General features: G+C 65.5%; 18 protein-coding genes and 1 pseudogene. 12 read left to right on the top strand and 7 right to left on the bottom strand.

Annotated features, from left to right (window positions below; translation table 11 throughout):
• Positions 1-55: 55 nt before the first annotated feature.
• The 4 genes from ileS (at position 56) to dut (ending at position 5177) form a co-directional block, all read left to right on the top strand.
• A complete protein-coding gene (gene ileS, locus BSE24067_RS17915; protein ID WP_151065549.1) occupies positions 56-2893 on the top strand; it encodes an isoleucine--tRNA ligase in 2838 nt (945 codons plus the stop codon).
• 2 nt (positions 2894-2895) lie between these two features.
• Complete coding sequence (lspA, locus tag BSE24067_RS17910; protein ID WP_151065548.1) at positions 2896-3396, top strand: signal peptidase II; 501 nt, start codon at positions 2896-2898, stop codon at positions 3394-3396.
• Positions 3397-3463: 67 nt separating this feature from the next.
• Positions 3464-4675 (top strand): bifunctional phosphopantothenoylcysteine decarboxylase/phosphopantothenate--cysteine ligase CoaBC, encoded by a 1212-nt coding sequence (gene coaBC / locus BSE24067_RS17905; RefSeq protein ID WP_151065547.1) that lies wholly within the window; start codon positions 3464-3466, stop codon positions 4673-4675.
• A gap of 55 nt (positions 4676-4730) precedes the next feature.
• Complete coding sequence (gene dut / locus BSE24067_RS17900; protein WP_151065546.1) at positions 4731-5177, top strand: dUTP diphosphatase; 447 nt, start codon at positions 4731-4733, stop codon at positions 5175-5177.
• A gap of 197 nt (positions 5178-5374) precedes the next feature.
• Here dut and BSE24067_RS17895 read toward each other — a convergent pair whose 3' ends face one another.
• The 3 genes from BSE24067_RS17895 to clpS form a co-directional block, all read right to left on the bottom strand.
• Positions 5375-6754 (bottom strand): amino acid permease, encoded by a 1380-nt coding sequence (locus BSE24067_RS17895; RefSeq protein WP_151065545.1) that lies wholly within the window; start codon positions 6752-6754, stop codon positions 5375-5377.
• 103 nt (positions 6755-6857) lie between these two features.
• Positions 6858-9158: an ATP-dependent Clp protease ATP-binding subunit ClpA gene (clpA, locus tag BSE24067_RS17890; protein WP_151065544.1), complete on the bottom strand. Its 2301-nt coding sequence runs from the start codon at positions 9156-9158 to the stop codon at positions 6858-6860.
• Positions 9155-9469, bottom strand: a complete 315-nt coding sequence (gene clpS / locus BSE24067_RS17885) for an ATP-dependent Clp protease adapter ClpS (protein ID WP_006398529.1) — start codon at positions 9467-9469, stop codon at positions 9155-9157. Before clpS ends, clpA begins: the two co-directional genes overlap by 4 nt.
• Positions 9470-10016: 547 nt before the next feature.
• Between clpS and BSE24067_RS17880 the strand changes: the two genes are divergently transcribed.
• A complete protein-coding gene (locus BSE24067_RS17880) occupies positions 10017-10220 on the top strand; it encodes a cold-shock protein (protein ID WP_004196460.1) in 204 nt (67 codons plus the stop codon).
• 243 nt (positions 10221-10463) lie between these two features.
• Here BSE24067_RS17880 and BSE24067_RS17875 read toward each other — a convergent pair whose 3' ends face one another.
• Positions 10464-12467, bottom strand: a complete 2004-nt coding sequence (locus BSE24067_RS17875; protein WP_151065543.1) for a YadA family autotransporter adhesin — start codon at positions 12465-12467, stop codon at positions 10464-10466.
• A 423-nt stretch (positions 12468-12890) separates the two neighbouring features.
• Entirely contained in the window at positions 12891-14489 is a 1599-nt protein-coding gene (locus BSE24067_RS17870) for a multicopper oxidase family protein (protein WP_151065542.1), read from the bottom strand.
• 699 nt (positions 14490-15188) lie between these two features.
• On the opposite strand from BSE24067_RS17870, the gene BSE24067_RS17865 reads away from it, so the two are divergent.
• On the top strand, positions 15189-15413 hold the full coding sequence (locus BSE24067_RS17865) for a hypothetical protein (RefSeq protein WP_126362980.1): 225 nt from the start codon (positions 15189-15191) through the stop codon (positions 15411-15413).
• Positions 15414-15542: 129 nt separating this feature from the next.
• Here BSE24067_RS17865 and BSE24067_RS17860 read toward each other — a convergent pair whose 3' ends face one another.
• Together BSE24067_RS17860 and icd are read right to left on the bottom strand one after the other, a co-directional pair.
• Positions 15543-17771 (bottom strand): NADP-dependent isocitrate dehydrogenase, encoded by a 2229-nt coding sequence (locus BSE24067_RS17860; RefSeq protein WP_151065541.1) that lies wholly within the window; start codon positions 17769-17771, stop codon positions 15543-15545.
• A gap of 282 nt (positions 17772-18053) precedes the next feature.
• Positions 18054-19310, bottom strand: coding sequence for an NADP-dependent isocitrate dehydrogenase (gene icd, locus BSE24067_RS17855; protein ID WP_040141560.1), 1257 nt, complete (start codon positions 19308-19310; stop codon positions 18054-18056).
• Positions 19311-19583: 273 nt separating this feature from the next.
• On the opposite strand from icd, the gene BSE24067_RS17850 reads away from it, so the two are divergent.
• The 6 genes and pseudogenes from BSE24067_RS17850 to BSE24067_RS32570 form a co-directional block, all read left to right on the top strand.
• Positions 19584-20162: a pseudouridine synthase gene (locus BSE24067_RS17850; protein WP_170297499.1), complete on the top strand. Its 579-nt coding sequence runs from the start codon at positions 19584-19586 to the stop codon at positions 20160-20162.
• Between the two features lie 290 nt (positions 20163-20452).
• Positions 20453-20665, top strand: a complete 213-nt coding sequence (locus tag BSE24067_RS17845) for a hypothetical protein (protein WP_006398520.1) — start codon at positions 20453-20455, stop codon at positions 20663-20665.
• A gap of 160 nt (positions 20666-20825) precedes the next feature.
• Entirely contained in the window at positions 20826-21326 is a 501-nt protein-coding gene (locus tag BSE24067_RS17840; protein WP_151065539.1) for a DUF192 domain-containing protein, read from the top strand.
• Positions 21327-21549: 223 nt separating this feature from the next.
• Positions 21550-23661, top strand: coding sequence for an elongation factor G (fusA, locus tag BSE24067_RS17835; RefSeq protein ID WP_151065538.1), 2112 nt, complete (start codon positions 21550-21552; stop codon positions 23659-23661).
• A gap of 167 nt (positions 23662-23828) precedes the next feature.
• The gene (locus BSE24067_RS17830; RefSeq protein ID WP_151065537.1) at positions 23829-24845 is read left to right on the top strand and encodes a HoxN/HupN/NixA family nickel/cobalt transporter; all 1017 of its coding nucleotides are present in this window, start codon (positions 23829-23831) and stop codon (positions 24843-24845) included.
• 288 nt (positions 24846-25133) lie between these two features.
• A pseudogene (locus BSE24067_RS32570) lies at positions 25134-25918 on the top strand (hypothetical protein); the annotation flags it as partial.

Here is a 25918-nt window from a genome sequence, read left to right as displayed (position 1 = left end):
CGCATCCCCGATTCACGACGCACGAGCGTCCCCCGATTTAGATAGCGATCCCATCATGAGCAACAAGAAAGCCGATTCGAAACCGCAGGCGAAGTATCCGGTCAACCTGCTCGACACGCCGTTCCCGATGCGCGGCGACCTGCCCAAGCGCGAGCCGCAGTGGGTGAAGGAGTGGGAAGAGCGCGGCATCTACGAAAAGATCCGCGCGGCCAGCAAGGGCCGGCCGAAGTTCATCCTGCACGACGGCCCGCCGTATGCGAACGGCGACATCCACCTCGGTCACGCGGTCAACAAGATCCTGAAGGACATCGTCGTCAAGTCGCGCAACATGGCCGGCTTCGACGCGCCGTACGTGCCGGGCTGGGATTGCCACGGGATGCCGATCGAGATCCAGATCGAGAAGCAGTTCGGCAAGTCGCTGCCGGCCGCCGAAGTGATGAGCAAGGCGCGCGCGTACGCGACCGAGCAGATCGAGAAGCAGAAGGTCGGCTTCAAGCGCCTCGGCGTGCTCGGCGACTGGGCGAACCCGTACAAGACGATGAACTTCGTGAACGAGGCGGAAGAGATCCGCGCGCTCGGCAAGATCATCGAGAAGGGCTACGTGTATCGCGGGCTGAAGCCGGTGAACTGGTGCTTCGACTGCGGCTCGGCGCTGGCCGAGGCGGAAGTCGAGTACAAGGACCGCACCGACCCGACGATCGACGTGATGTTCGCGTTCGCGGAGCCGGAAAAGACCGCACAGGCGTTCGGCCTGCCGGCGCTGCCGCGCGCCGACGGCGGCATCGTGATCTGGACCACCACGCCGTGGACGATTCCCGCCAACCAGGCGCTGAACCTCCACCCGGAAATCGTGTACGCGCTGGTCGACACCGAGCGCGGGCTGCTGATCATCGCGGAAGAACGCGTCGAAGCGTGCATGGCCGACTTCAAGCTGACCGGCCGCGTCGTCGCGACCGCGCCGGGCGTGAAGCTCGCGAACCTGCGCTTCCACCATCCGCTCGCATCGGCCCACCCCGGCTTCCAGCGCACCGCGCCCGTCTATCTCGGCGACTACGTGACGACCGACACCGGTACCGGCGTCGTGCACTCGTCGCCCGCGTACGGTATCGAAGACTTCATGTCCTGCAAGGCGCACGGGATGACCGACTCGGACATCATCAATCCGGTGATGGGCGACGGCCGCTACATCGAATCGCTGCCGCTGTTCGGCGGCCTGTCGATCTGGGATGCGAACCCGAAGATCGTCGACGCGCTGGACGCGGCCGGCTCGCTGCTGCGCAGCGAGAAGTACACGCACAGCTACATGCACTGCTGGCGCCACAAGACGCCGATCATCTACCGCGCGACGTCGCAGTGGTTCGCCGGCATGGACGTGACGCCGCGCGACGGCGGCAAGACGCTGCGCGAAACGGCGCTCGAGGGCGTCGACGCAACCGCGTTCTACCCGTCGTGGGGCAAGCAGCGCCTGTTCAGCATGATCGCGAACCGTCCGGACTGGACGCTGTCGCGCCAGCGCCAGTGGGGCGTGCCGATGGCGTTCTTCGTGCACAAGGAAACCGGCGAGCTGCACCCGCGCACGCTCGAGCTGCTCGAGGAAGTCGCGAAGCGCGTCGAGCAGTCCGGCATCGAGGCGTGGCAGTCGCTCGACCCGCGTGAGCTGATCGGCGACGACGCGAACCTGTACGAAAAGAACCGCGACACGCTCGACGTGTGGTTCGACTCGGGCACGACGCACTGGCACGTGCTGCGCGGCTCGCACAAGGATCAGCTGCAGTTCCCGGCCGACCTGTACCTCGAAGGCTCGGACCAGCACCGCGGGTGGTTCCACTCGTCGCTGCTCACCGCATCGATGCTCGACGGCCGCGCGCCGTACAAGGGCCTGCTCACGCACGGCTTCACGGTCGACGGCGAAGGCCGCAAGATGAGCAAGTCGCTCGGCAACGGCATCGACCCGCATGAAGTCGCGAACCGCCTCGGCGCGGAAATCATCCGCCTGTGGATCGCGTCGACCGACTATTCGGGCGAACTCGCGATCTCCGAGGAAATCCTGAAGCGCGTGACGGAAGGCTATCGCCGCATCCGCAACACGTTGCGCTTCCTGCTCGCGAACCTGTCGGACTTCGACTTCGCGCAGCACGCGGTGCCGGTCGACGAATGGCTCGAGATCGATCGTTACGCGGTCGCGTTCTCCGCGCAACTGCAGACGGAACTGCTCGGCCACTACGAAAAGTACGAGTTCCACCCGGTCGTCGCGAAGCTGCAGACGTACTGCTCGGAAGATCTCGGCGGCTTCTATCTCGACGTGCTGAAGGACCGCCTGTACACGAGCGCGCCCGATTCGCGCGCGCGCCGCTCCGCGCAAACCGCGCTGTACCACCTGACGCAAGGGCTGCTGCGCGTGCTCGCGCCGTTCCTGTCGTTCACCGCGGAAGAAGCGTGGAAGGTGTTCCAGCCGGCCAGCGACACCGTGTTCACGGAAACCTACTACGCGTATCCGGAAGTCGCGGGCTCGGCCGCGCTGATCGACAAGTGGGCGCTGCTGCGCGAAGTCCGCGGCAACGTGACGAAGGCGCTCGAGGAAGCGCGCACCGCGAACCGCATCGGTTCGTCGCTGCAGGCCGAAGTGGCCGTGCATGCGAGCGGCGCGCGCTACGACGCGCTGGCGAGCCTGGGCGACGACCTGAAGTTCGTGCTGATCACGTCGGCGGCAACCGTCGTGAAGGTCGACGACGAAGCGCACGAAAGCGTCGACGTGGCCGCGTCGAAGTACCAGAAGTGCGAACGCTGCTGGCACTACCGCGAGGATGTCGGCGCGCATGCCGATCACCCGACGCTGTGCGGCCGCTGCTTCTCGAACCTGTTTGAAAACGGCGAAATCCGGAGCGCTGCTTGACCATGGCGAAAACCCTGTCGAAACCGGCCAGCGGCGCGCTCGCGCCCTGGCTCGGCATTTCGCTGATCGTGATCCTGTTCGACCAGCTGTCGAAGATCGCGATCCTCAAAACCTTCGCGTACGGCGCGCAGCATGCGCTGACGTCGTTCTTCAACCTCGTGCTGGTGTACAACCGGGGCGCCGCGTTCGGCTTCCTGTCGACCGCGAGCGGCTGGCAGCGTTGGGCGTTCACCGCGCTCGGCATCGGCGCGACCCTCGTGATCTGCTACCTGCTGCGCCGTCATGGCCAGCAGCGGCTGTTCAGCCTGTCGCTCGCGCTGATCCTCGGCGGTGCGCTCGGCAACGTGATCGACCGGCTCGTCTACGGCCACGTGATCGACTTTCTCGATTTCCACCTCGGCGCGTGGCACTTCCCGGCGTTCAACCTCGCCGATTCCGCGATCACGATCGGCGCGGTGCTGCTGATCTACGACGAACTGCGTCGCGTGCGCGGCTCGCGCTGAGCGCGCATACTCGGCGTCGACGGCCGGCTTCGTGCCGGCCGTTCCGTTTGACCCCAGGAGGCCTGAGTTGGCACACGCAGAACTCGCAGGAAAACATCTCGTTCTCGGCCTGACGGGCGGCATCGCCTGCTACAAGATCGCCGAACTCACGCGGCTGCTCGTGAAGGCCGGCGCGACCGTGCAGGTCGCGATGACCGACGCCGCCACGCAGTTCATCACGCCCGTCACGATGCAGGCGCTGTCCGGGCGGCCCGTCTATACGAGCCAGTGGGACGCACGCGTCGACAACAACATGGCGCACATCGACCTGTCGCGCGAAGCCGACGCGATCGTGATCGCACCCGCGTCGACCGATTTCCTCGCGAAGCTCGCGCATGGGTTCGCCGACGACCTGCTGTCGACGCTGTGCGTCGCACGCGATTGCCCGCTGCTCGTCGTGCCGGCGATGAACCGTCAGATGTGGCAGAACCCGGCCACGCAACGCAACGCCGCGCAATTGCGCGCGGACGGCGTGTCGGTGCTCGGGCCCGACTCCGGCGCGCAGGCGTGCGGCGAAGTCGGCGACGGCCGCATGCTCGAGCCCGAGGCGATCTATGAAGCGATCGTCGCGCACTTCGCGCCGAAGGTGCTCGCGCACCGCCGCGTGCTGATCACGGCCGGCCCGACGTTCGAGCCGCTCGACCCGGTGCGCGGCCTCACGAACCGTTCGAGCGGCAAGATGGGCTTCGCGCTCGCGCGCGCCGCGCAACAGGCCGGCGCCGACGTGCATCTCGTGGCCGGCCCGGTCGCGCTCGACACGCCGTGGGGCGTGTACCGCCAGGACGTGCAGACCGCGCAGCAGATGTACGACGCGGTGATGCAAGCGGTGTCCGATGCGGACATCTTCATCGCGGTCGCCGCCGTCGCCGACTGGCGCGTCGAGCAGCCGGCCGAGCACAAGATGAAGAAGACGGCCGACCGCAAGATGCCGGCGCTCGCATTCGTCGAGAACCCGGACATCCTCGCGTCGGTCGCGGCGCTGCCCGCCGCGCCGTTCTGCGTCGGCTTCGCGGCCGAAAGCGGCGACCTCGACGTGCACGGCGACGAAAAGCGCAAGCGCAAGAACGTGCCGCTGCTCGTCGGCAATCTCGGCCCGCTGACGTTCGGCCGCGACGACAACGAAGTCGTGCTGTTCGAAGCGGCCGGCCTCACGCGCCTGCCGCGCGCGCCGAAGGACGAACTCGCGCATGCGCTCGTGGCCGAAATCGCGAAGCGCCTGCCCGACAACCGCCTGATCTGATCCGTTGCGCGGCGGCCGCGCCGCCGCGCCCTTCCCGACCGATTCGACGACCCGCATGAAACTCGACCTGAAGATTCTCGACGCGCGCATGCGCGACTACCTGCCTGCCTACGCGACCACCGGCAGCGCCGGCCTCGACCTGCGCGCATGCCTCGACGCACCCGTCACGCTCCGGCCTGGTGAAACGACGCTGGTGCCGACGGGCCTCGCGATCCACCTGGCCGACCCCGGCTATGCGGCGCTGATCCTTCCGCGCTCCGGCCTCGGCCACAAGCACGGGATCGTGCTCGGCAACCTCGTCGGCCTGATCGATTCCGACTACCAGGGGCAGTTGATGGTGTCGACGTGGAACCGCGGCCAGACCGAGTTCGTGCTGAACCCGTTCGAGCGCCTCGCACAACTCGTGATCGTGCCGGTCGTGCAGGCGCAGTTCAACATCGTCGATGACTTCGCACAGAGCGATCGCGGCGAAGGCGGTTTCGGCAGCACTGGCCGTCAGTGAGGCACGCAGAACAAAAAAAGGGGCCGCGGCCCCTTTTTTTGTTTGTGCGCCGCCTGCCGTCCGGTTGCAACTCTCGCAGGCGCCGGTTCGCGACGCCGCGCCAGCGCGATGCTCGCATGAACGACCTCGCGAGCAGCCCGGCGCGCCGCTCGGCTCTTCACGATCCGGAACGCAAGCGTGATTTCGGGACCCGGCGATCAGCGCGCGTGCTGGTGCCTGTAATGCAGCGCGTACGCGAGCGTCAATAGCACGACGAATACGACGCCGACCACCATCGTCATCCGGAATTCGCGCGTGAACGCGGTGGTGAGCAGGATCGACGCGACGAGCGCGGCGCCGAGCACGCTGCCGAACGGGTGCCCCCACATCCGGAACGCGAGCGCCGGGCCGCTGTAGCGCGCGCGGAACCGCAGATGCGTGACGAAGATCATCAGCCACGTGAACAGCGCGCCGAACATCGCGATCGCCATCATCACGGTGAACGCTGTGTCCGGCGCGAGCGCGACCAGCACGGCCGCGACCGCGACGCCGCTCGTCGAGATCCACAATGCCGCACGCGGCACACCGTTGTTGCCGAGCCGGCCGAATACCGCCGGCGCGAGCCGCGCGCGCGACAGACTGAACATCATCCGCGTCGTCACGTAGAGCTGGCTGTTCATCGCCGACAGCGCCGCGATCAACAGCACGAAGTTGATCACGCCGGCCGCATACGGCACGTGCGTCGCAGCCATCACCTTCACGAACGGGCTTTCGTCGGTGCCCGCCTGCGTCCACGGGACGATCGCGAGCATCAGTGCGAGCGTCAGCAGGTAGAACAGCACGAGCCGGAATACCGTCGAGCGGAACGCGCGCGTGACCGCGTGCTGCGGATCGCGCGCCTCGCCGGCCGCGATCGCGACCGCCTCGATGCTCATGTAGCTGAAAATCGCGACGATCACCGCGACCCACGTGCCCCACGGGCCTTTCGGCATGAAGCCGTCGTGCGCGGTGTAGTTTGCGAAGCCGATGCCGGAATCCGCAGGCGCGGACCACACGAGATACGCGCCGAGCACGATGAACACGACGATCGCCGCGATCTTCAGCAGCGAGAACGCATATTCGACCATGCCGTACAGCGTGACGCTCGCGAGGTTCACCGCGATCAGCAGCGCCGAGAAGCCGATCACCCAGTACCAGCCGGGCACGGCCGGGAACCAGTACTTCATGAATACGGCGATCGCGCTGATCTCGGTGCCGATCGCGAACACCACCGCGAACCAGTACGCATAACGCACCAGAAAGCCCGCGAGCGGACCGACGTAGTGCTCCGCATACGCGCCGAACGAGCCGGCCGTCGGATGCGCGACCGTCATTTCGGCCAGCGAGCCCATCAGCAGCAGCGCGATCAGCGCGCCGATCGCATACGAAACGAGCACGCTCGGGCCTGCGAGCCCGATCGCGAACCCGCTGCCGAGGAACAGCCCCGTACCGATCGCGCCGCCGATCGCGATCATCGCCATCTGCCCGGACGTCAGCGCATGGCGCAACCCTTGTTCGCGCTCGACGATATTGTCGAACGACCGTTGTTGTCGTGTCACTGCGTTACCACTCCCCTGCACCACCATCGCGCCGCCGGCGCCAGATAAAACGAAACGGCGCGGAGAACTTCCCGCGCCGTTCGCATGAACAACGAATTATCGCTTACTCGACCTCGACCGTCTCTTCGTTCGGCTTGTGCGGCGGATTCGCCAGCTTGTCGAACGACAACTGCACCTTGTCGCTTTCGTCGACGTCGACCGTCACGTGACCGCCGTTCAGCAGCTTGCCGAACAGCAGTTCGTCGGCCAGCGCACGGCGGATCGTGTCCTGGATCAGCCGCTGCATCGGCCGCGCACCCATCAGCGGGTCGAAGCCGTGCTTCGCGAGATGCTTGCGCAACGCGTCGGTGAAGAGCGCGTCGACCTTCTTCTCGTGCAACTGCTCCTCGAGCTGGATCAGGAACTTGTCGACCACGCGCATGATGATTTCCTCATCGAGCGAGCGGAAGCTGATGATCGCGTCCAGACGGTTGCGGAACTCCGGCGTGAACAGGCGCTTGATGTCGGTCATCTCGTCGCCGGTTTCGCGGCGCGTCGTGAAGCCGATCGTCGCCTTCTGCATCGACTCGGCGCCCGCGTTCGTCGTCATGATGATGATGACGTTGCGGAAATCCGCCTTGCGGCCGTTGTTGTCCGTCAGCGTGCCGTGGTCCATCACCTGCAGCAGCACGTTGAAGATGTCCGGATGCGCCTTCTCGATTTCGTCGAGCAGCAGCACGCAATGCGGCTTCTTCGTGACGGCTTCGGTCAAGAGGCCGCCCTGGTCGAACCCGACGTAGCCCGGCGGCGCGCCGATCAGCCGGCTCACCGCGTGACGCTCCATGTATTCCGACATGTCGAAGCGGATCAGCTCGATGCCGAGCGTGAACGCGAGCTGGCGCGCCACTTCGGTCTTGCCGACGCCGGTCGGGCCGGAGAACAGGAACGCGCCGATCGGCTTGTCCATCTTGCCGAGGCCGGCGCGCGCCATCTTGATCGACGCGGCGAGCGCGTCGATCGCCGGATCCTGACCGAACACGACGCTCTTCAGGTCACGATCGAGCGTCTGCAGCTTGCTGCGGTCGTCCTGCGACACGCTTTGCGCCGGCACGCGCGCGATCTTCGAGATGATTTCCTCGATCTCGCTCTTGCCGATCGTCTTCTTCTGCTTCGACTTCGGCAGGATGCGCTGCGCGGCGCCTGCCTCGTCGATCACGTCGATCGCCTTGTCCGGCAGGTGCCGGTCGGTGATGAAGCGCGCCGACAGCTCGGCCGCGGCCGACAGCGCGCCCGACGAATACTTGACGCCGTGGTGCTCCTCGAAGCGCGACTTCAGCCCGCGCAGGATCGCAACCGTCTGCTCGACGGTCGGCTCCGTCACGTCGACCTTCTGGAAGCGCCGCGACAGCGCCGCGTCCTTTTCGAAGATGCCGCGATATTCGGTGAACGTGGTCGCGCCGATGCACTTCAGCGTGCCCGACGACAACGCCGGCTTCAGCAGGTTCGATGCGTCGAGCGTGCCGCCCGATGCGGCGCCGGCGCCGATCAGCGTGTGGATCTCGTCGATGAACAGGATCGCGTGCGGACGCTCCTTCAGCTCCTTCAGCACCGTCTTCAGACGCTGCTCGAAGTCGCCGCGATACTTGGTGCCCGCGAGCAGCGCGCCCATGTCGAGCGAATACACCTGCGCGTTCGCGAGGATGTCGGGCACTTCGCCGCGCGTGATCCGATAGGCGAGCCCTTCCGCGATCGCGGTCTTGCCGACGCCGGCCTCGCCGACGAGCAGCGGATTGTTCTTGCGGCGGCGGCACAGCACCTGCACGACGCGCTCGACTTCCGGCTCGCGCCCGATCAGCGGATCGATCCGGCCGTCCTTCGCCATCTGGTTCAGATTCTGCGTGAACTGCGCGAGCGGGGTTTCCTTCTGCGCATTCGCGTCTTCGCTTTCCGCGTTCGCGTCGGACGACTTCGCGGCTTCGCCGCCGTTCGTCTTCGCGATGCCGTGCGAGATGAAGTTCACGACGTCGAGGCGCGTGACGCCCTGCTGCTGCAGGTAGTACACCGCGTGCGAATCCTTCTCGCCGAAGATCGCGACCAGCACGTTCGCGCCGGTGACTTCCTTCTTGCCGTTCGACGTCGACTGGACGTGCATGATCGCGCGCTGGATCACGCGCTGGAAACCGAGCGTCGGCTGGGTATCGACATCGTCGGTGCCCGGGACGGTTGGTGTGTTGTCGTGGATGAAATTGCGCAGGTTCTGACGCAGATCCTCGATGTTTGCCGCGCACGCGCGCAACACCTCGGCTGCCGTCGGATTATCCAGCAGGGCCAGCAGCAGATGCTCGACCGTAATGAACTCATGGCGCGCCTGACGTGCTTCCATGAACGCCATGTGCAGGCTGACTTCCAATTCCTGGGCAATCATGCTTCCTCCATCACGCACTGCAGCGGATGCCCGGCCTGCCGCGCATGGGTAACGACTTGCTCAACCTTGGTCGACGCGATGTCCCGCGTATAGACCCCACATACCCCTCGCCCTTCGCGATGGACCTTCAGCATGATCTGCGTGGCCGTCTCGCGATCCTTCTTGAAATACTCCTGTACGACCATCACGACGAACTCCATCGGCGTGAAGTCGTCGTTGAGCAGCACCACCTTGTACATCGAAGGCGGCTTGAGCTTCTGCTGCTTGCGTTCCAGGACGGTACTGTCCTGCTTGTCCGGGATAATCGCCATACACCCATTCTAAACAACTCGGACAGGCCCGCAATCCTGCCGTTACCCGACCGACCGGCCGGCGCCCTCCCTGGTTCCCGACGATGCGCGATCGTCTTCGTGCCATACGAAAGCCGGCTGCGGTGCCGGCTTTCACGCGTGGCGCGGAACACGAACCGTCAGGGGGAAACCGCACCGGACCGTCGCATCCGTATCCAGTATCCCACAAGCCGGGACGACTCGATCGCGTGTCACTCGAGCCTGGTATATGAGCCGATTATGCGACTTTTCAAGTCTGCGCGCTTGGCGGCATGCTGCAAAGCAAAGCCGGAAAAACCCTGAAAATGGGTTCTTTACAACGGCCCTGCAACCGTCTAAAAATTCCGCTTGACACTCAAATAAAGAGCGCCAACAATCAAGCTGGCACTTTTTTCAATTCGTCTGACGGCGAAATGAAAGAGGCCGAAGGTGAGCTTGTGAGGGGGGAACGGCTGTATTTTCCGGTCGTTTAGCTTTTCGAGCGTGCTCGTGGTAAGTAGCAGCGACTGTGTGACAGGGGAAGTAGGAAATGGCAACTGGTATCGTTAAGTGGTTCAACGACGCGAAGGGCTTCGGCTTCATCACTCCCGACGAGGGCGGTGAAGATCTGTTTGCGCACTTCTCGGCCATCAACATGCAGGGCTTCAAGACCCTGAAGGAAGGCCAGAAGGTGAGCTTCGAGGTCGTCCAAGGCCCGAAGGGCAAGCAAGCGTCGAACATCCAGGCCGCATAAAGGCACCGGATATCAGACGAAGAAACCCGGCACTGCGCCGGGTTTCTTTTTTTGCGCGTTTGGTTTTGTAATTGAGAATCGATTCCTTGTTCGATTGGCGTGTTAATTCGCACAATTACGGTAAAAGCGGCGCGATTGTCGGGGCAGGAATACAGATCGTAAACGCTTGCACACGGTGAACTGCGTCATCGAAAGCTTGCCGGCTGGCCGCTGCCATCGAACCGCGCCTGCCCCGCGCGTGGCTTACCAGCTGTACGACGCGCCCGCACCCCATGTCGTCGCAGCCGAACTGATCCCGGCCCCGGCGCGCACCTTCAGGTTTTCGCCGATCCGCACCGACGCACCCAGCGCGACCGCCTGGTAGCCGAGATAGCTGCCCATGCCGACGCCCACCGCGATCGTCTTGCCGAGGTCGACATCCGGAATCATCGACAATGCGGTCGCCGCTGCCACACCGCTGTACGCGCGCCGTGCTACGGCGTTCAACTGTTTCAGGTTGACCGCGTCGTAAGGCAGAACTGCGTCGGCGACGTTCGCGAGCTTGCGCTCATGGCCCGGTGTCCCGATCGACACGGTGTCGTCACGATCGGCAATCGAGCCGTGGCCCAGCGCCACCGAATTCCGGCCGGTCGCGACGGCGTCCGCGCCGAGCGCCGTACTGTTCGTGCCTGACGAGGATGCCCCGGCGCCGAAACTCGAGCTGCCGTCGCCGATCGCCTTCGCGTTCACGCCCATTGCCGTCGAGTCGCTGCCGCTCGCCCACGCACGCGCGCCGTTTGCCGTGCTGTTCTTGCCGGATGCTTGCGAGTCGGCGCCTGCGGCTGTGCTCGATTCGCCGGTTGCCTGCGAGCGCGCGCCGTTGGCCGTGCTGTTCGTACCCGACGCCGCCGAGTCCGCACCTGCCGCCGTGCTCGATTCGCCCGTCGCCTTCGAACGTGCGCCGTTGGCCGTGCTGTCCGTACCGGACGCCGCCGAGTCTGCACCTGCCGCCGTGCTCGATTCGCCGGTCGCGTGCGAGCGCGCGCCGTTGGCCGTGCTGTCCGTACCCGACGCCGACGAGTCCGCACCTGCCGCCGTGCTCGAATCGCCGGTCGCCTGCGAGCGCGCGCCGTTGGCCGTGCTGTCCGTACCCGATGCCGCCGAATCTGCACCTGCCGCCGTGCTCGATTCACCCATCGCCTTCGAACGTGCGCCGTTGGCCGTGCTGTCCGTACCCGACGCCGCCGAGTCTGCACCTGCCGCCGTGCTCGATTCGCCCGTTGCCTTCGAGCGCGCACCGTTGGCCGTGCTGTCCGTACCCGACGCCGCCGAGTCTGCACCTGCCGCCGTGCTCGATTCACCCGTCGCCTTCGAACGCGCGCCGTTGGCCGTGCTGTCCGTACCCGACGCCGCCGAATCTGCACCTGCCGCCGTGCTCGATTCGCCCGTTGCCTTCGAGCGCGCACCGTTGGCCGTGCTGTCCTTGCCCGATGCCTCCGAATCGGCCCCGTTCGCCGTACTCGAATCGCCAGTCGCCGTCGAACGCGCACCGCTGGCCGTGCTGTCTGTGCCCGATGCCTCCGAATCCGCACCATTCGCCGTACTGGAATCGCCGGTCGCCTTCGAGCGCGCACCGTTGGCCGTGCTGTCCTCGCCCGATGCCTCCGAATCCGCACCCGTCGCCGTACTCGAATCGCCGGTTGCCTTCGAGCGCGCACCGTTGGCCGTGCTATCCGTACCCGACGCCTCCGAATCTGCACCGGTCGCCGTGCTCGACGCTCCGGTTGCCTTCGAGCGCGCACCGTTGGCCGTGCTGTCCGTACCCGACGCCTCGGAGTCCGCTCCGGTCGCCGTGCTGGAATCGCCCGTTGCCTTCGAGCGCGCGCCGTTCGCCGTGCTCGAACCACCCGTCGCCGACGCGTTCACGCCGACTGCCGTACTCCCTGCCCCGGATGCATTCGAATTCTTCCCCACCGCGACACTATCCTTGCCGGTGCCGGGGGACGGCAGCGAGCCTTCGATGCGATTCTTCAGATTCGAGACATCGCTCTGCAGGCCCGACAGCCTGCCGTTGATCGTCGACACGCTGCTTTCAAGCGAGTCCACGCGGTCGTTGATCGTTTGCGCGTTCGCATCCACGAGCATCAATCCCAGCATGCCCGTCACACCGGCCGCGATCGCACGCTTGGCCAGCCCGCGTGCGGTATCCGAAGCAGAGCGCCCGCCCTTCATTTTCCGCATTCCATTCGGATCACTAATTGTTTTCATAAGATTCCTAACTAAATCCACATCAAAAATACCGGCGTGAAACTTCACCCACCAAATCTCAATATTGTTCGCGCCGCACTTGCGCGTTTTGCCGAAACATCGGGGGGCGATGATGCATCCGGTATCCCGGAAATATCGCCCTTCCATCGCGCCGGCAATTCGAGCGTGTCACCTTCCGAGGTGATCGCGGATCAGTATAGGAAGCACGGACGTCGCGGAAAATAGGACAAGTTCTATTTTGCGTTCCGGCGCTAGGAGATCCTTTAAATCACGCGCCGGTTCGTATGCATGGCCGTTATAAAACACACAGTCGGGCTGGCCGGAATACAAAAAAGCCGCGCACCGAATACGATGCGCGGCTTGTCGGCTGGACCCGGTTTCGACTGTCGGCGGCACAGGAGATATCCGTGCGCCGCCCGCGAATCAGACGACCCTCAGCGTCCCCATCATCCCAAGATCCTCATGCTCGAGAATGTGGCAGTGAAACATGCGCTCGCCCGGCTCGCTCTGCGACGTGAGAATCGTCACACGCTCGCCGCTGCGCACGTTCACGGTATCTCTCCATGCGCGGAACGGCTCCGGCGTGCGCGTTGCGCCGGATGCGCGCTCGATCACCTGGAATTGCGTGCCGTGCAGATGAAACGGATGATCCATGTCGGTGTCGTTGCGGATCGTCCAGCGCTCGACGTCGCCCGCGCGGCTCGTCAATGTCGCCCGATGTGCGGCATACACGTCGCCGTTGACCGTGAAACGCATTCCCGCCGGACGACCATGCGCGGGCCCGGCCATCATCGCGTCCATGTCCATTTCCTCGCCGAATGCCACCGTCTTGTCCGCAACCGGCTTGCCGAGTTCGGGCACCGTACGCAGGACCGCGGGCAGCGCTCGCGCGGCGGCCGGCGCGAACGCGACGTCGGCCAGCGGCACTGCCGGATCGGGCGGCAGGCTGCCATGACCGTCGTCGTGCGACATCGCCATCTTGCGGCGATCGTACTCGGCCGCTTGCAGCACCGCGCGTGACGGACGGTCGCCGGCGCGCACGAGCAGTTCCGCGCGCTCGCCGGGCGCGAGCAGCAGCGACGTCACGCGGCGCGGCACATCGAACAGGCCGCCGTCGGTGCCGGCGTGCTCGAATGCCCGGCCGTCGTCGAATGCAACGCGCAGGTAGCGTGCGCTGCACGCGTTCCACACGCGCCAGCGCTCGTCGCCCGCGACGTCGATTCTCGGCCGGCGCGCGCCGTTGACCAGCACGAACTGCCCTTCGCGGCCGTTCATCCAGTCCATCATGTCGTTCGGCGGGATCGTGCCGTCGCGTGCGAGCTTCAGGTCGGACACGAACAGGTTGCGCTCCGGCCAGCCGGCGAGCGGATCGTCGGCCGCACGCACGACGAACGGGCCGGCCAACCCGCGGAACACCTGCTCGGCCGTCATCATGTGCGGATGCGGGTGATACCAGTAGGTGCCGGCACTGCCCTTCGGCAGTGTGAAGCGGTACACGCGCGACGCGCCCGGCGCGACCGGATCGGACGGGTTGCCGTCCTGATCGGGCGGCACCGGCAGGCCGTGCCAGTGGATCGTCGACGGTTGCGGCAGCTTGTTCACGAAACGGATCTCGACCGTATCGCCCTCGCGCACGTCGATCAGCGGGCCGACGACCGGCCCCTGCGTGCCGGTGCCGAACTGCCAGAACGTCGTCGGACGCGCACCGTGAAGCAGCGGACGCGCAACCGGCTGCGCGACCAGCGTCGCCCGGAATGTGCCGGGCTCGCGGCTTTCGTTCACGAGCGTGCGCAGCGATGCGAGCGGCGCGCCGGCCGGCAGCGCATCCGTGGCCGCGAGCGCGGCCGGCGCCGGTTTCGCGTGCTGCTTGCGACCGGCCATTCCCGACATGCCCGGCATGTCGTCCATCTGGTCCATGCCGGCCATGCCCGCGTGACCGGCGTGCTGCGCCCACGCGGTACGCGCAAACAGCGATGCGGCCGCGACGCCGATGGCGCGCGACAGGAAGGTTCTCCGTATCATCAATCGTTCCTCGTGATTCGTGCTGCGTCGCGCGGCCGTCGCGACAGCCGCGCCAGCCGGCACCGGGCAGGCGCCCGTGCGCGACGCCAAGGCCAATGCCCGCGTCATCATAACCGCAGCCTCCGGGCGAAGCGCCGCGGCACTGGACGAGCGTCGATTCGTCGCAGTGCTGGCCGGGCACGACGGCTCGCACGCCGTTACCGCCGCGCCGCCGCGCTTTCGACGATCGGGCGACGGCGACGAGCGCCGCGTTCGTCCGCACCGGCGATCGCTCCGCGCAGTCCGATGATTGGGCCGTGCGCGCTCGATGCCATTTTTCGCGCCCCCTCACACCGCCATCTCCACGTCACGCTCCACTCGAACGTGAAAGCGTCGATTTTTCATGATGCGGAACAAGTCTCTGCTTTATAAAAATTCGTGGTGCACGGCACAAATTCGCTGTTTCGCGATGCCGAAAAACGTTCCGCAATACAAAATGATCGAAATATATCCTTGTTTTTACACGACAATTTTTGTTTCGAGAAAGCGTTCTACGCGCACCATCGCCAGCGACCCCGGACGTAGACTTTGTTCCATGCACTGACGCTTCGCCACGACGTTCGATACGGAACGCGGCACAGCCAACCGGTCGGGCCACAGCCGGACGAGTCGGCGGGCGCCACACCAGAATCGCTTGTGATCAGAAAAGGGAGAACGGAAATGAAGGGATTTCGCTTTGGTTCAGCGCTCGGGTCGTTCTACATCCTGCCGGCAAACGGCGGCTGGGAAGCGACGTTCGGCAATGCTTCGCTCGGCGCGTTCTCGTGTCCGGAAGTCGCGGCCGACCGCATCTCCCGCGGCGACTGTGCGCAACTGTCCGAACTGGACACGGCCACGCTCGAAGTGCCGGACGAAATCGCCGAATGGGAAATCGTTCACGTCTGAATGGCACGCCTGCAACAAAAAACGCCCCGGACGACCGGGGCGTTTTCGTGTTCGGTGCAACGGCAGGCCGGAAAGCCTGCCGTGTCGGGTGACACCGTCGACTTGGCGCGCGCGGTGGCGCAGCCGGCGTCAGGCGACGGCGTCGACGATGCCGTTCAGCGTGGCGCTCGGGCGCATCGCGCGGCTCGTCAGTTCGACGTTCGGACGGTAGTAGCCGCCGATCGCCTGCGCGCTGCCCTGCGCGGCCGACAGCTCTTCCAGAATGCGCGCTTCGTTGTCGGACAGCGCTTTCGCAACACCTTCGAACTGCGCCTTCAGCGCCGTGTCCTCGGTCTGCTCGGCGAGCGCCTGCGCCCAGTACAGGCACAGGTAGAAGTGGCTGCCGCGGTTGTCGAGACCGCCGACCTTGCGCGCGGGCGACTTGTTCTCGTCCAGGAACTTGCCGGTTGCCTGATCGAGCGTCTTCGCGAGCACGAGCGCCTTCGGGTTCTGGTAAGCGTGGCCGAGATGTTCGAGCGACGCGGCCAGCGCGAGGAATTCACCGAGCGAATCCCAGCGCAGGAAGCCTTCCTCGACGAACTGCTGCACATGCTTCGGTGCCGAGCCGCCCGCACCCGTTTCGAACATCCCGCCGCCAGCCATCAGCGGCACGATCGACAGCATCTTCGCGCTCGTGCCGAGCTCCATGATCGGGAACAGGTCGGTCAGGTAGTCGCGCAGCACGTTGCCCGTGACCGAGATCGTGTCCTTGCCCGCGCGGATCCGCTCGAGCGAGAAACGCGTCGCGTCGACCGGCGTCATGATGCGGATGTCGAGGCCGCTCGTGTCGTGGTCCTTCAGGTAGCGTTCGACCTTCGCGATGATCTGCGCATCGTGCGCACGTGCCGGATCGAGCCAGAACACGGCCGGCGCGCCGGTCGCGCGCGCGCGGTTCACCGCGAGCTTCACCCAGTCCTGCACCGGTGCGTCCTTGGTCTGGCACATGCGCCAGATATCGCCCGACTCGACCGCGTGCTCGAGCAGCACGTTGCCGGCTTCGTCGATGACGCGCACGACGCCGTCAGCGGGGATCAGGAACGTCTTGTCGTGCGAACCGTATTCCTCGGCCGCCTGCGCCATCAGGCCGACGTTCGGCACGCTGCCCATCGTGACCGGGTCGAATGCGCCATGCTGCTTGCAGTCGTCGATCACGGCCTGGTAGACGCCCGCGTAGCAGCGGTCCGGAATCACGGCCTTCGCGTCGTGCAGTTCGCCGTCCGGGCCCCACATGCAGCCCGACTCGCGGATCATCGCCGGCATCGACGCGTCGACGATCACGTCGCTCGGCACGTGCAGGTTCGTGATGCCCTTGTCCGAGTTGACCATCGCGAGGCGCGGACGCACCGCGTACTCGGCCTTCACGTCGGCTTCGATCGCTTCGCGCGTATCGGCCGGCAGGTCCTTCAGGCGCGCGTACAGATCGCCGATCCCGTTGTTCGGGTTGAAGCCGGCCTGCGCGAGAACGTCAGCGTGCTTGGCGAGCGCGTCGCGGTAGAACACCGACACGAAGTGACCGAACAGGATCGGGTCGGAGACCTTCATCATGGTCGCCTTCAGGTGCACCGAGAACAGCACGTCCTGCGCCTTCGCGTCGGCGATCTGCGCTTCGATGAAGCTGCGCAGCGCCTTGCGGCTCATCACCGACGCGTCGATGATTTCACCAGCCTTCACGGCCGTCTTTTCCTTCAGCACCTTCTTCGCGCCGTCGGCCGTCGTGAGTTCGATCTTCACGCTGCCGGCGTCGGCGATCAGCGCCGACTTCTCGCTGCCGTAGAAGTCGCCTTCGCTCATGTGCGCGACGTGCGCCTTCGACGTCGGCTTCCATGCGCCCATCTTGTGCGGGTGCTTGCGCGCGTAGTTCTTGACCGACAGCGGCGCGCGGCGGTCCGAGTTGCCTTCGCGCAGCACCGGGTTCACCGCGCTGCCCTTGATCTTGTCGTAGCGGGCCTTGATGGCCTTCTCTTCGTCGGTCGCCGGCTCTTCCGGATACGCCGGCAGCTTGTAGCCCTGCGCCTGCAGTTCGGCGATCGCGGCCTTCAGCTGCGGCACCGATGCGCTGATGTTCGGCAGCTTGATGATGTTCGCTTCCGGCTTCAGCGTGAGCTGGCCCAGTTCCGCGAGATCGTCGGAACCCTTCTGCTCCGGCGGCAGGACGTCGGCGAATGCCGCGATGATACGGCCGGCAAGCGAGATGTCGCGCGTTTCGACGGCGACGCCCGACGAGCGCGTGAAGGCCTTGACGATCGGCAGCAGCGAATAGGTCGCGAGCGCGGGCGCTTCGTCGGTGAGGGTGTAGATGATCTTGGGCGAAGTGGACATGGTCGATGCGTTGCTACGTGAAAATTTTTGACTGAAGAGCACCGGCGATAACCGGCGGGGAGCGACCGGGTCGGTCGCGAAAGGGGCGCGCCGGCTCAGCCGGGCGGTGGTGTTGCGAGGGCCGTCATGTTCTACCTTGCAGGACATCCGGGCCGCATCGCAGCGCCGTGGCCCGCGTGCCGGACCGCCCCGCCAACAAACCTGCCGTTCACGAAACGCCCCGGCGCCCGGCAGCAGGCGCCGGGGCGGCCGGCTCCGCGCCGGCCTACCCCGGAAGGGGACTTACATGTTCTCGATCAGCACTTCGCCGAAGCCGGAGCACGACACCTGCGTCGCGCCTTCCATCAGGCGCGCGAAGTCGTACGTGACACGCTTCTGCAGGATCGACTTTTCCATCGCGGCGATGATCGTGTCGGCCGCTTCCGTCCAGCCGAGGTGGCGCAGCATCATTTCCGCCGACAGGATCTCGGAACCGGGGTTCACGTAATCCTTGCCCGCGTACTTCGGCGCCGTGCCGTGGGTCGCCTCGAACATCGCGACCGAATCCGACAGGTTCGCGCCCGGCGCGATCCCGATGCCGCCGACCTGCGCGGCCAGCGCGTCGGAGATGTAGTCGCCGTTCAGGTTCAGCGTCGCGATCACGTCGTATTCGGCCGGACGCAGCAGGATCTGCTGCAGGAACGCGTCGGCGATCGAATCCTTGATCACGATTTCGCTGCCCGTCTTCGGGTTCTTCACGCGCATCCACGGGCCGCCGTCGATCAGCTCGCCGCCGAATTCCTTCTGCGCGAGCGCGTAGCCGGCGTCACGGAACAGGCCTTCCGTGAACTTCATGATGTTGCCCTTGTGCACCAGCGTGACCGACTTGCGGTCGTTGTCGATCGCGTACTGGATCGCCTTGCGCACGAGACGCTCGGTGCCTTCGGTCGACACGGGCTTCACGCCGATCCCGGAGGTTTCCGGGAAGCGGATCTTCTTCACGCCCATCTCGTCCTGCAGGAACTTGATGACCTTCTTCGCCTGCTCGGAGCCCGCGGCCCATTCGATGCCCGCGTAGATGTCTTCCGAGTTCTCGCGGAAGATCACCATGTCGATCTTCTGCGGCTCGCGCACCGGCGACGGCACGCCCTTGAAATACTGGACCGGGCGCAGGCACACGTACAGGTCGAGTTCCTGGCGCAGCGCGACGTTCAGCGAACGGATGCCGCCGCCGACCGGCGTCGTGAGCGGCCCCTTGATCGACACCACGTATTCCTTCAGCACCTGCAGCGTTTCGTCCGGCAGCCACACGTCCGGACCGTACACCTTCGTCGCCTTCTCGCCCGCGAAGATCTCCATCCAGTGGATCTTGCGCTTGCCCTTGTACGCGTGCGCGACCGCCGCGTCGACCACCTTGATCATGACCGGCGTGATATCGAAGCCCGTGCCGTCGCCTTCGATATAGGGAATGATCGGTTGATCGGAAACGTTGAGCGAGAAGTCCTTGTTGACGGTGATCTTGTCACCGCCCTCCGGAACCTTGATGTGCTGATACGGCATGATCGACTCCAGTGACGTGGCTGAGCAGGTGATGCTGGTCGAAACTGCGCGCGCGGCGGGGTGGCCTTGCCCCCCTCGTGACGGCAACAGCGAGCCGCTATTCTAGCGCCCCAACCGGGCCCGGCGGCACGAAGCGCGACGCTGCGTATCAAGTCTTCCCTTATGTCTTATATAAGACAGAGGACTTGCCGTTCCGTATTATGCATTAAGATTCCGCCATTTGCCATAGACCGTCCGCGCGGCCCTCCCGGGCTCGCGGGCCGGCGCCCCGCCATGACCCTGATCGCCCTCAACAAGCCGTTCGGCACGATTTGCCAGTTTTCCGCGCACGAGACGCGGCCTTCTCTCGGCGACTGGGTAAAAACGCCCGGCGTCTACCCGGCAGGCCGGCTCGACGCGGACAGCGAAGGCCTGCTGCTGCTCACCGACGACGGCGCGCTGCAGGCACGCATCGCGGAGCCGCGCCACAAGCTCGTGAAGCGCTACTGGGCGCAGGTCGACGGCGCACCGGGCCCGACCGACCTGAAAGCGCTCGCGCGCGGCGTCGATCTCGGCGACTACGTGACGCGTCCGTGCCGCGCCGAATTCATCGAACCGCCCGACGCGCTGTGGCCGCGCAACCCGCCGATCCGCTACCGCGCGGCGATCCCGACCACATGGATCGAGCTGGCGATCACCGAAGGCAAGAACCGTCAGGTGCGCCGGATGACGGCTGCGGTCGGCTTCCCGACGTTGCGTCTCGTGCGCGTCGGCATCGGCGCCCTCGATATATTCGCGCTCGGCATTGCGCCAGGCGAAACAATTCAACTGCCGCCGCGCGCGCCGTGGGACGGTTTCGCGCGCGCCGAATGACCGCATCGGCGGCGGGCGCTTTTTTCGTGATTTTTTTCGTCAACCGCCGGCGAACATCGCGCGTTAAACCAGCCAGATGCCACCCTTAGCTATCCGGCATTGGCAGCCGAACCGGTATTTGCGCGTTTGCGTCACGAAAGCGACGCTTTCTTCGAATACGATTCGGCGCCCGCAGCGCAAAGAGAAATTTCTCGAAGCGTCTGTCAACCGAAAGGTGGATGGCACCGTTAGACGACATGACTCCTATTGCCGGGTCATTTGGTTAATTAACTAAAGCTGAGGAACACAACATGAACAAACTGATCGCTGCTCTGGTCGCTGGTCTCTTCGCAACGGCTGCTTTCGCACAAGCTTCGGCTCCGGAAGCTGCTTCGGCTGCTGCTCCGGCAGCTGCTTCGGCACCGGCAAAGCACAAGGCTGCCAAGAAGCACCACGCAAAGAAGCACCACGCAGCCAAGAAGGCAGCTAGCGAAGCCGAAGCTCCGGCAGCTGCTTCGAACTAAGCAAGCTGGTTGTAATAACGCAGTCAAGAACACGCAGTCTTGCCGTTCTTACGGCGTTGAAAGGCAGATCACCGCAAGGCGATCTGCCTTTTTCTTTTTTGTGCCCGCCGGCGCGCTTCGCGTACCATGCGGGTCTCGTTTTTCCGATAGGAGCCCTGCTGTGCGATCCTCCCTGCGCTCGTCGCTCGGCCGCCTTGTGCGCGCCGCCCTGTTTCCCGCCGCGCTCGCCGTCCTCGCACTCGGCATGCAGACCGCGCACGCGCAGATCCCGCCCGGCGCCAAGCAGCCGAGCGAGTTCCCGCGCGTGAAGCTGCGTGCCGGCATGTACGTGATCGACGCGGCCGTCGCCGCGAACGACGCCGACCGCGAACAGGGGCTGATGTACCGGTCGCAGCTCGCGCCGAACGAAGGCATGCTGTTCGTGTTCAACGAGAACGCCGTGCACTGCTTCTGGATGAAGAACACGCTGATCCCGCTGTCGATCGCGTTCATTCGCGCGGACGGCACGATCACCGACATCGACGAGATGAAGGCCGAGACGACCGACAACCACTGCCCGCGCAACAACGGCGTCTATGCGCTCGAAATGAGCAAGGGCTGGTTCGCGGCGAAGGGCATCAAGCCGGGGATGAAGCTCGAAGGGCTGCCCAAGCCCCAGTAACGGCGAATGCGCGGCGGCCCCGCCCGCGCGTCGACCGGAGCCGGCCGCTTGCAGCGCGCCGGCTTTTTTTTGCCCGCCGGCGGCGGCCGCCTTGATTCGGCCGATGGCGCCCGCATCTGCAAAAGCCACCGACAAGCGCTATCCTTTAAATCTCGCTTGTTCCAGTCCGGGCCGGCACCCAATCAGCCGGCCCGCTTACGATCCGAACCACCAGGAGGTTCACGTGCCCCGCAAAACTCCCATCGAGCGCTATCGCAACATCGGGATCAGCGCTCACATCGATGCCGGCAAGACCACGACGACCGAGCGCATCCTGTTTTACACCGGCGTGAGCCACAAGATCGGTGAAGTGCACGACGGCGCGGCCACGATGGACTGGATGGAGCAGGAGCAGGAACGCGGCATCACGATCACGTCGGCTGCGACCACGGCCTTCTGGAAGGGCATGGCCGGCAACTATCCGGAACACCGGATCAACATCATCGACACCCCCGGGCACGTCGACTTCACGATCGAGGTCGAGCGCTCGATGCGCGTGCTCGACGGCGCGTGCATGGTCTACGACTCGGTCGGCGGCGTGCAGCCGCAGTCCGAAACCGTGTGGCGCCAGGCGAACAAGTACAAGGTGCCGCGCATCGCGTTCGTCAACAAGATGGACCGCGTCGGCGCCGACTTCTTCCGCGTGCAGAAGCAGATCGGCGAGCGCCTGAAGGGCGTCGCCGTGCCGATCCAGATTCCGATCGGCGCGGAAGATCATTTCCAGGGCGTAGTCGACCTCGTGAAGATGAAGGCGATCGTGTGGGACGACGAAAGCCAGGGCGTGAAGTTCACGTACGAAGACATCCCGGCGAATCTCGTCGAACTCGCGCACGAATGGCGCGAGAAGATGGTCGAAGCGGCCGCCGAAGCGAGCGAGGAACTGCTCGAGAAGTATCTGCACGACCATGAATCGCTGACCGAGGACGAGATCAAGGCCGCGCTGCGCCAGCGCACGATCGCCAACGAGATCGTGCCGATGCTGTGCGGCAGCGCGTTCAAGAACAAGGGCGTGCAGGCGATGCTCGACGCGGTGATCGACTATCTGCCGTCGCCGGTCGACGTGCCCGCGATTCTGGGCCACGACTTCGCCGACCCGGAGAAGCCGGCGGAACGTCATCCGAGCGACGACGAGCCGTTCTCGTCGCTCGCGTTCAAGATCATGACCGACCCGTTCGTCGGCCAGCTGATCTTCTTCCGCGTGTATTCGGGCGTCGTCGAGTCGGGCGACACGGTGCTGAACGCGACGAAGGACAAGAAGGAGCGGCTCGGCCGGATCCTGCAGATGCACGCGAACGAGCGCAAGGAAATCAAGGAAGTGCGCGCGGGCGACATCGCAGCGGCGGTCGGCCTGAAGGAAGCGACGACGGGCGACACGCTGTGCGATCCGGCGAAGCCGATCATCCTCGAGAAGATGGAATTCCCGGAGCCCGTGATCTCGCAGGCCGTCGAGCCGAAGACGAAGGCCGACCAGGAAAAGATGGGCCTCGCGCTGAACCGCCTCGCGCAGGAAGACCCGTCGTTCCGCGTGCAGACCGACGAGGAATCCGGCCAGACGATCATTTCGGGGATGGGCGAGCTGCACCTCGAAATCCTGGTCGACCGGATGAAGCGCGAGTTCGGCGTCGAGGCGACGGTCGGCAAGCCGCAGGTCGCGTATCGCGAAACGGTGCGCACGACGGCCGCCGACGTCGAAGGCAAGTTCGTCAAGCAGTCGGGCGGTCGCGGCCAGTACGGTCACGCGGTGATCACGCTCGAGCCGAACCCCGGCAAGGGCTATGAGTTCCTCGACGAGATCAAGGGCGGCGTGATCCCGCGCGAATACATCCCGGCGGTCGACAAGGGTATCCAGGACACGCTGAAGTCGGGCGTGCTCGCGGGCTACCCGGTCGTCGACGTGAAGGTGCACCTGACGTTCGGTTCGTACCACGACGTCGACTCGAACGAAAACGCATTCCGGATGGCAGGCTCGATGGCGTTCAAGGAAGCGATGCGCAAGGCGAAGCCGGTGCTGCTCGAGCCGATGATGGCCGTCGAGGTCGAAACGCCCGAGGACTTCATGGGCAACGTGATGGGCGACTTGTCGAGCCGGCGCGGCATCGTGCAGGGGATGGACGACATCGCCGGCGGCGGCGGCAAGCTGGTGCGCGCCGAGGTGCCGCTCGCCGAGATGTTCGGCTATTCGACGTCGCTGCGCTCCGCGACGCAGGGGCGCGCGACTTACACGATGGAGTTCAAGCACTACGCGGAAACGCCGACGAACGTATCGGAAGCCGTGATCAACGCGAAGGCCAAGTAAGCGCCGGGCAGTGCCTGCTGCCCGCTGCCCATCGAAGCCCGTCCGATTCGGACGGGCTTTTTTTCGTCACGCCGCACATCGCGCACGTCGCGCCTTTTTGATCGGCACGGCGGCAATTTTTTTCGCATGACACAATCCATCGACATTCGTCCGATGGAAACGCCCCGATGCCGACCACCCCTGCCCTGCGCCGCCTGCTGATGCTGTATGCCAGCCTGATCGCCGCGAACGCCGCCGTCTGGCTGTGGGCGCTCGCGGTGCTGCGCGACCATCCGCTGCTGCTCGGCACGGCGGCCATCGCGTACGGCCTCGGGCTGCGTCACGCGGTCGACGCCGATCACATCGCCGCGATCGACGTCGCGACGCGCAAGCTGATGCAGCACGGCCAGCGCCCCGTGACCGTCGGCCTGTTCTTCTCGCTCGGCCACTCGACGATCGTGATCGCCGCGACGCTCGGCATCGCGCTGACCGCGTTCGCGCTGCGCGAGCGCTTCGACGCGTTCCGCGCGATCGGCGGCACGATCGGCACGGTGGTGTCGGCGACCTTCCTGCTGGTGCTCGCGTTCATGAACCTCGCGATCCTGCGCGACGTGTGGCGGCGCTATCGCGGCGGGCCGGACCATGCGCACGGCACCGCGCACGCGCACGCGCATCGCGCGACCGGCGTGGTGGCGCGGCTGCTGCGTCCGCTGTTCCGGTTCGTGTCGAGGAGCTGGCACATGTATCCCGTCGGCGTGCTTTTCGGCCTTGGTTTCGATACTGCAACCGAAATCACGCTGCTCGCGATCGCGGCCGCTCAGGCGAGCCACGCACTGCCGGTCTATACGATCATGCTGTTTCCGGCGCTGTTCGCCGCCGGCATGACGCTGATCGACTCGACCGACAACGTGCTGATGATTCATGCATACGGCTGGGCGATGGACGATCCGCAACGCAAGCTGCTCTACAACGCGAGCATCACGCTCGTGTCCGCAGCGGTCGCGCTCGCGGTCGGCGGAATCGAGGCGGCCGGCCTGCTCGCGGACAAGCTGTCGCTGACGGGCCCCCTCCGCGATGCACTCGACACGCTCGGCGAACATTTCGGCACCATCGGCTACGGCATCGTCGCGCTGTTTCTCGTCGGCTGGATCGCGTCGATCCTGTGCCACCGGTGGCTGCGCGCTGCCGATGCGACGGCACGCTGACCGTAGTCAGACGTTTCATTTCAGAAACAAAAACCGCACGGCGGCGTTTCACACGCTGTCACACCTTCGGGCGCGCCTTGCGCCACGGGCATAACGGGCCGATGGCACGGATCTCGCAGTTAGGGATTCGCACGGCGGGCCCGCGTGCCGACTCGTGTTCGCGGCTGGCCTTCTGCGCCGGTCCGACACGCATCGGCTGCCGAAACGACAACGCATCGTTGCTGGTCCCCTGCATCACACGTTGATGGACGCGCGTGACGAGGCATCGCGCGTATCGGGAGGCCAATGATGAGCAGAACGAAACAACTGTCCCGCGTGACGGGACGGTGCTACCGCACGACCCTGCTGGCCGCAGCCGCAATTGCGTGCTGCTGCTCGTATGCCAGCGCCCAGGACACGACAGCCGTCGTTCCCGTGGCTGTACTGCCGGGTGACAGCAGTCCCACTATCCCATCCACCCAGGCGCCCGATGCCGCGGCCGCTGCGGACAGCGGCGCGGACGCCGTAATGATGCTGGCCGAGAACGCCGCGATGTGTGCAGCGAATCCGGCCGCTTGTGCAGTGCATGCGTATGCCGGCAGGGGTGTCGGCAACGGTGCCGGCGGAAGCGGCAGCGGCAGCGGCAATGGAGGTAACAACGGCAACGGCGCCGTTGGGCCCGCTGGCGTCGGCGGAACGACCGGCGGAACGAGCGGCTCCGGTGGCTCCAGCGGGACAGGCCGCGGCGGCAATGCCTCCGGCAACGGGGGGTCAGGTGGGGGTAGTTCTGGGGGTGGTACTTCGGGCGGCGGCACTTCGGGCGGCGGCACTTCGGGCGGTGGTACTTCGGGCGGTGGTACTTCCGGGGGCGGTACTTCCGGGGGCGGCACTTCCGGTGGCGGTACTTCCGGTGGCGGTACTTCCGGGGGCGGTACTTCCGGTGGCGGTACTTCCGGTGGCGGTACTTCCGGTGGCGGTACTTCCGGCGGCGGCACTTCCGGGGGCGGCACTTCCGGTGGCGGTACTTCCGGGGGCGGTACTTCCGGGGGCGGTACTTCCGGGGGCGGTACTTCCGGGGGCGGTACTTCCGGGGG

It is taken from the genome of Burkholderia latens (genome assembly GCF_902499045.1).
Taxonomy (GTDB): Bacteria; Pseudomonadota; Gammaproteobacteria; order Burkholderiales; family Burkholderiaceae; genus Burkholderia; species Burkholderia latens.
This window is presented reverse-complemented; position numbering and strand designations above follow the sequence as displayed.

Bases quoted from the DNA above. Each gene is read 5' to 3' on its own strand.
- BSE24067_RS17880 (WP_004196460.1), top strand. From the start codon at position 10,017: ATGGCAACTGGTATCGTTAAGTGGTTCAACGACGCGAAGGGCTTCGGC.
- BSE24067_RS17830 (WP_151065537.1), top strand. From the start codon at position 23,829: ATGCCGACCACCCCTGCCCTGCGCCGCCTGCTGATGCTGTATGCCAGC.
- BSE24067_RS17850 (WP_170297499.1), top strand. From the start codon at position 19,584: ATGACCCTGATCGCCCTCAACAAGCCGTTCGGCACGATTTGCCAGTTT.
- BSE24067_RS17845 (WP_006398520.1), top strand. From the start codon at position 20,453: ATGAACAAACTGATCGCTGCTCTGGTCGCTGGTCTCTTCGCAACGGCT.
- clpA (WP_151065544.1), bottom strand. From the start codon at position 9,158: ATGATTGCCCAGGAATTGGAAGTCAGCCTGCACATGGCGTTCATGGAA.
- BSE24067_RS17865 (WP_126362980.1), top strand. From the start codon at position 15,189: ATGAAGGGATTTCGCTTTGGTTCAGCGCTCGGGTCGTTCTACATCCTG.
- ileS (WP_151065549.1), top strand. From the start codon at position 56: ATGAGCAACAAGAAAGCCGATTCGAAACCGCAGGCGAAGTATCCGGTC.
- BSE24067_RS17870 (WP_151065542.1), bottom strand. From the start codon at position 14,489: ATGATACGGAGAACCTTCCTGTCGCGCGCCATCGGCGTCGCGGCCGCA.
- BSE24067_RS17860 (WP_151065541.1), bottom strand. From the start codon at position 17,771: ATGTCCACTTCGCCCAAGATCATCTACACCCTCACCGACGAAGCGCCC.
- clpS (WP_006398529.1), bottom strand. From the start codon at position 9,469: ATGGCGATTATCCCGGACAAGCAGGACAGTACCGTCCTGGAACGCAAG.
- BSE24067_RS17875 (WP_151065543.1), bottom strand. From the start codon at position 12,467: ATGAAAACAATTAGTGATCCGAATGGAATGCGGAAAATGAAGGGCGGG.
- icd (WP_040141560.1), bottom strand. From the start codon at position 19,310: ATGCCGTATCAGCACATCAAGGTTCCGGAGGGCGGTGACAAGATCACC.
- dut (WP_151065546.1), top strand. From the start codon at position 4,731: ATGAAACTCGACCTGAAGATTCTCGACGCGCGCATGCGCGACTACCTG.
- lspA (WP_151065548.1), top strand. From the start codon at position 2,896: ATGGCGAAAACCCTGTCGAAACCGGCCAGCGGCGCGCTCGCGCCCTGG.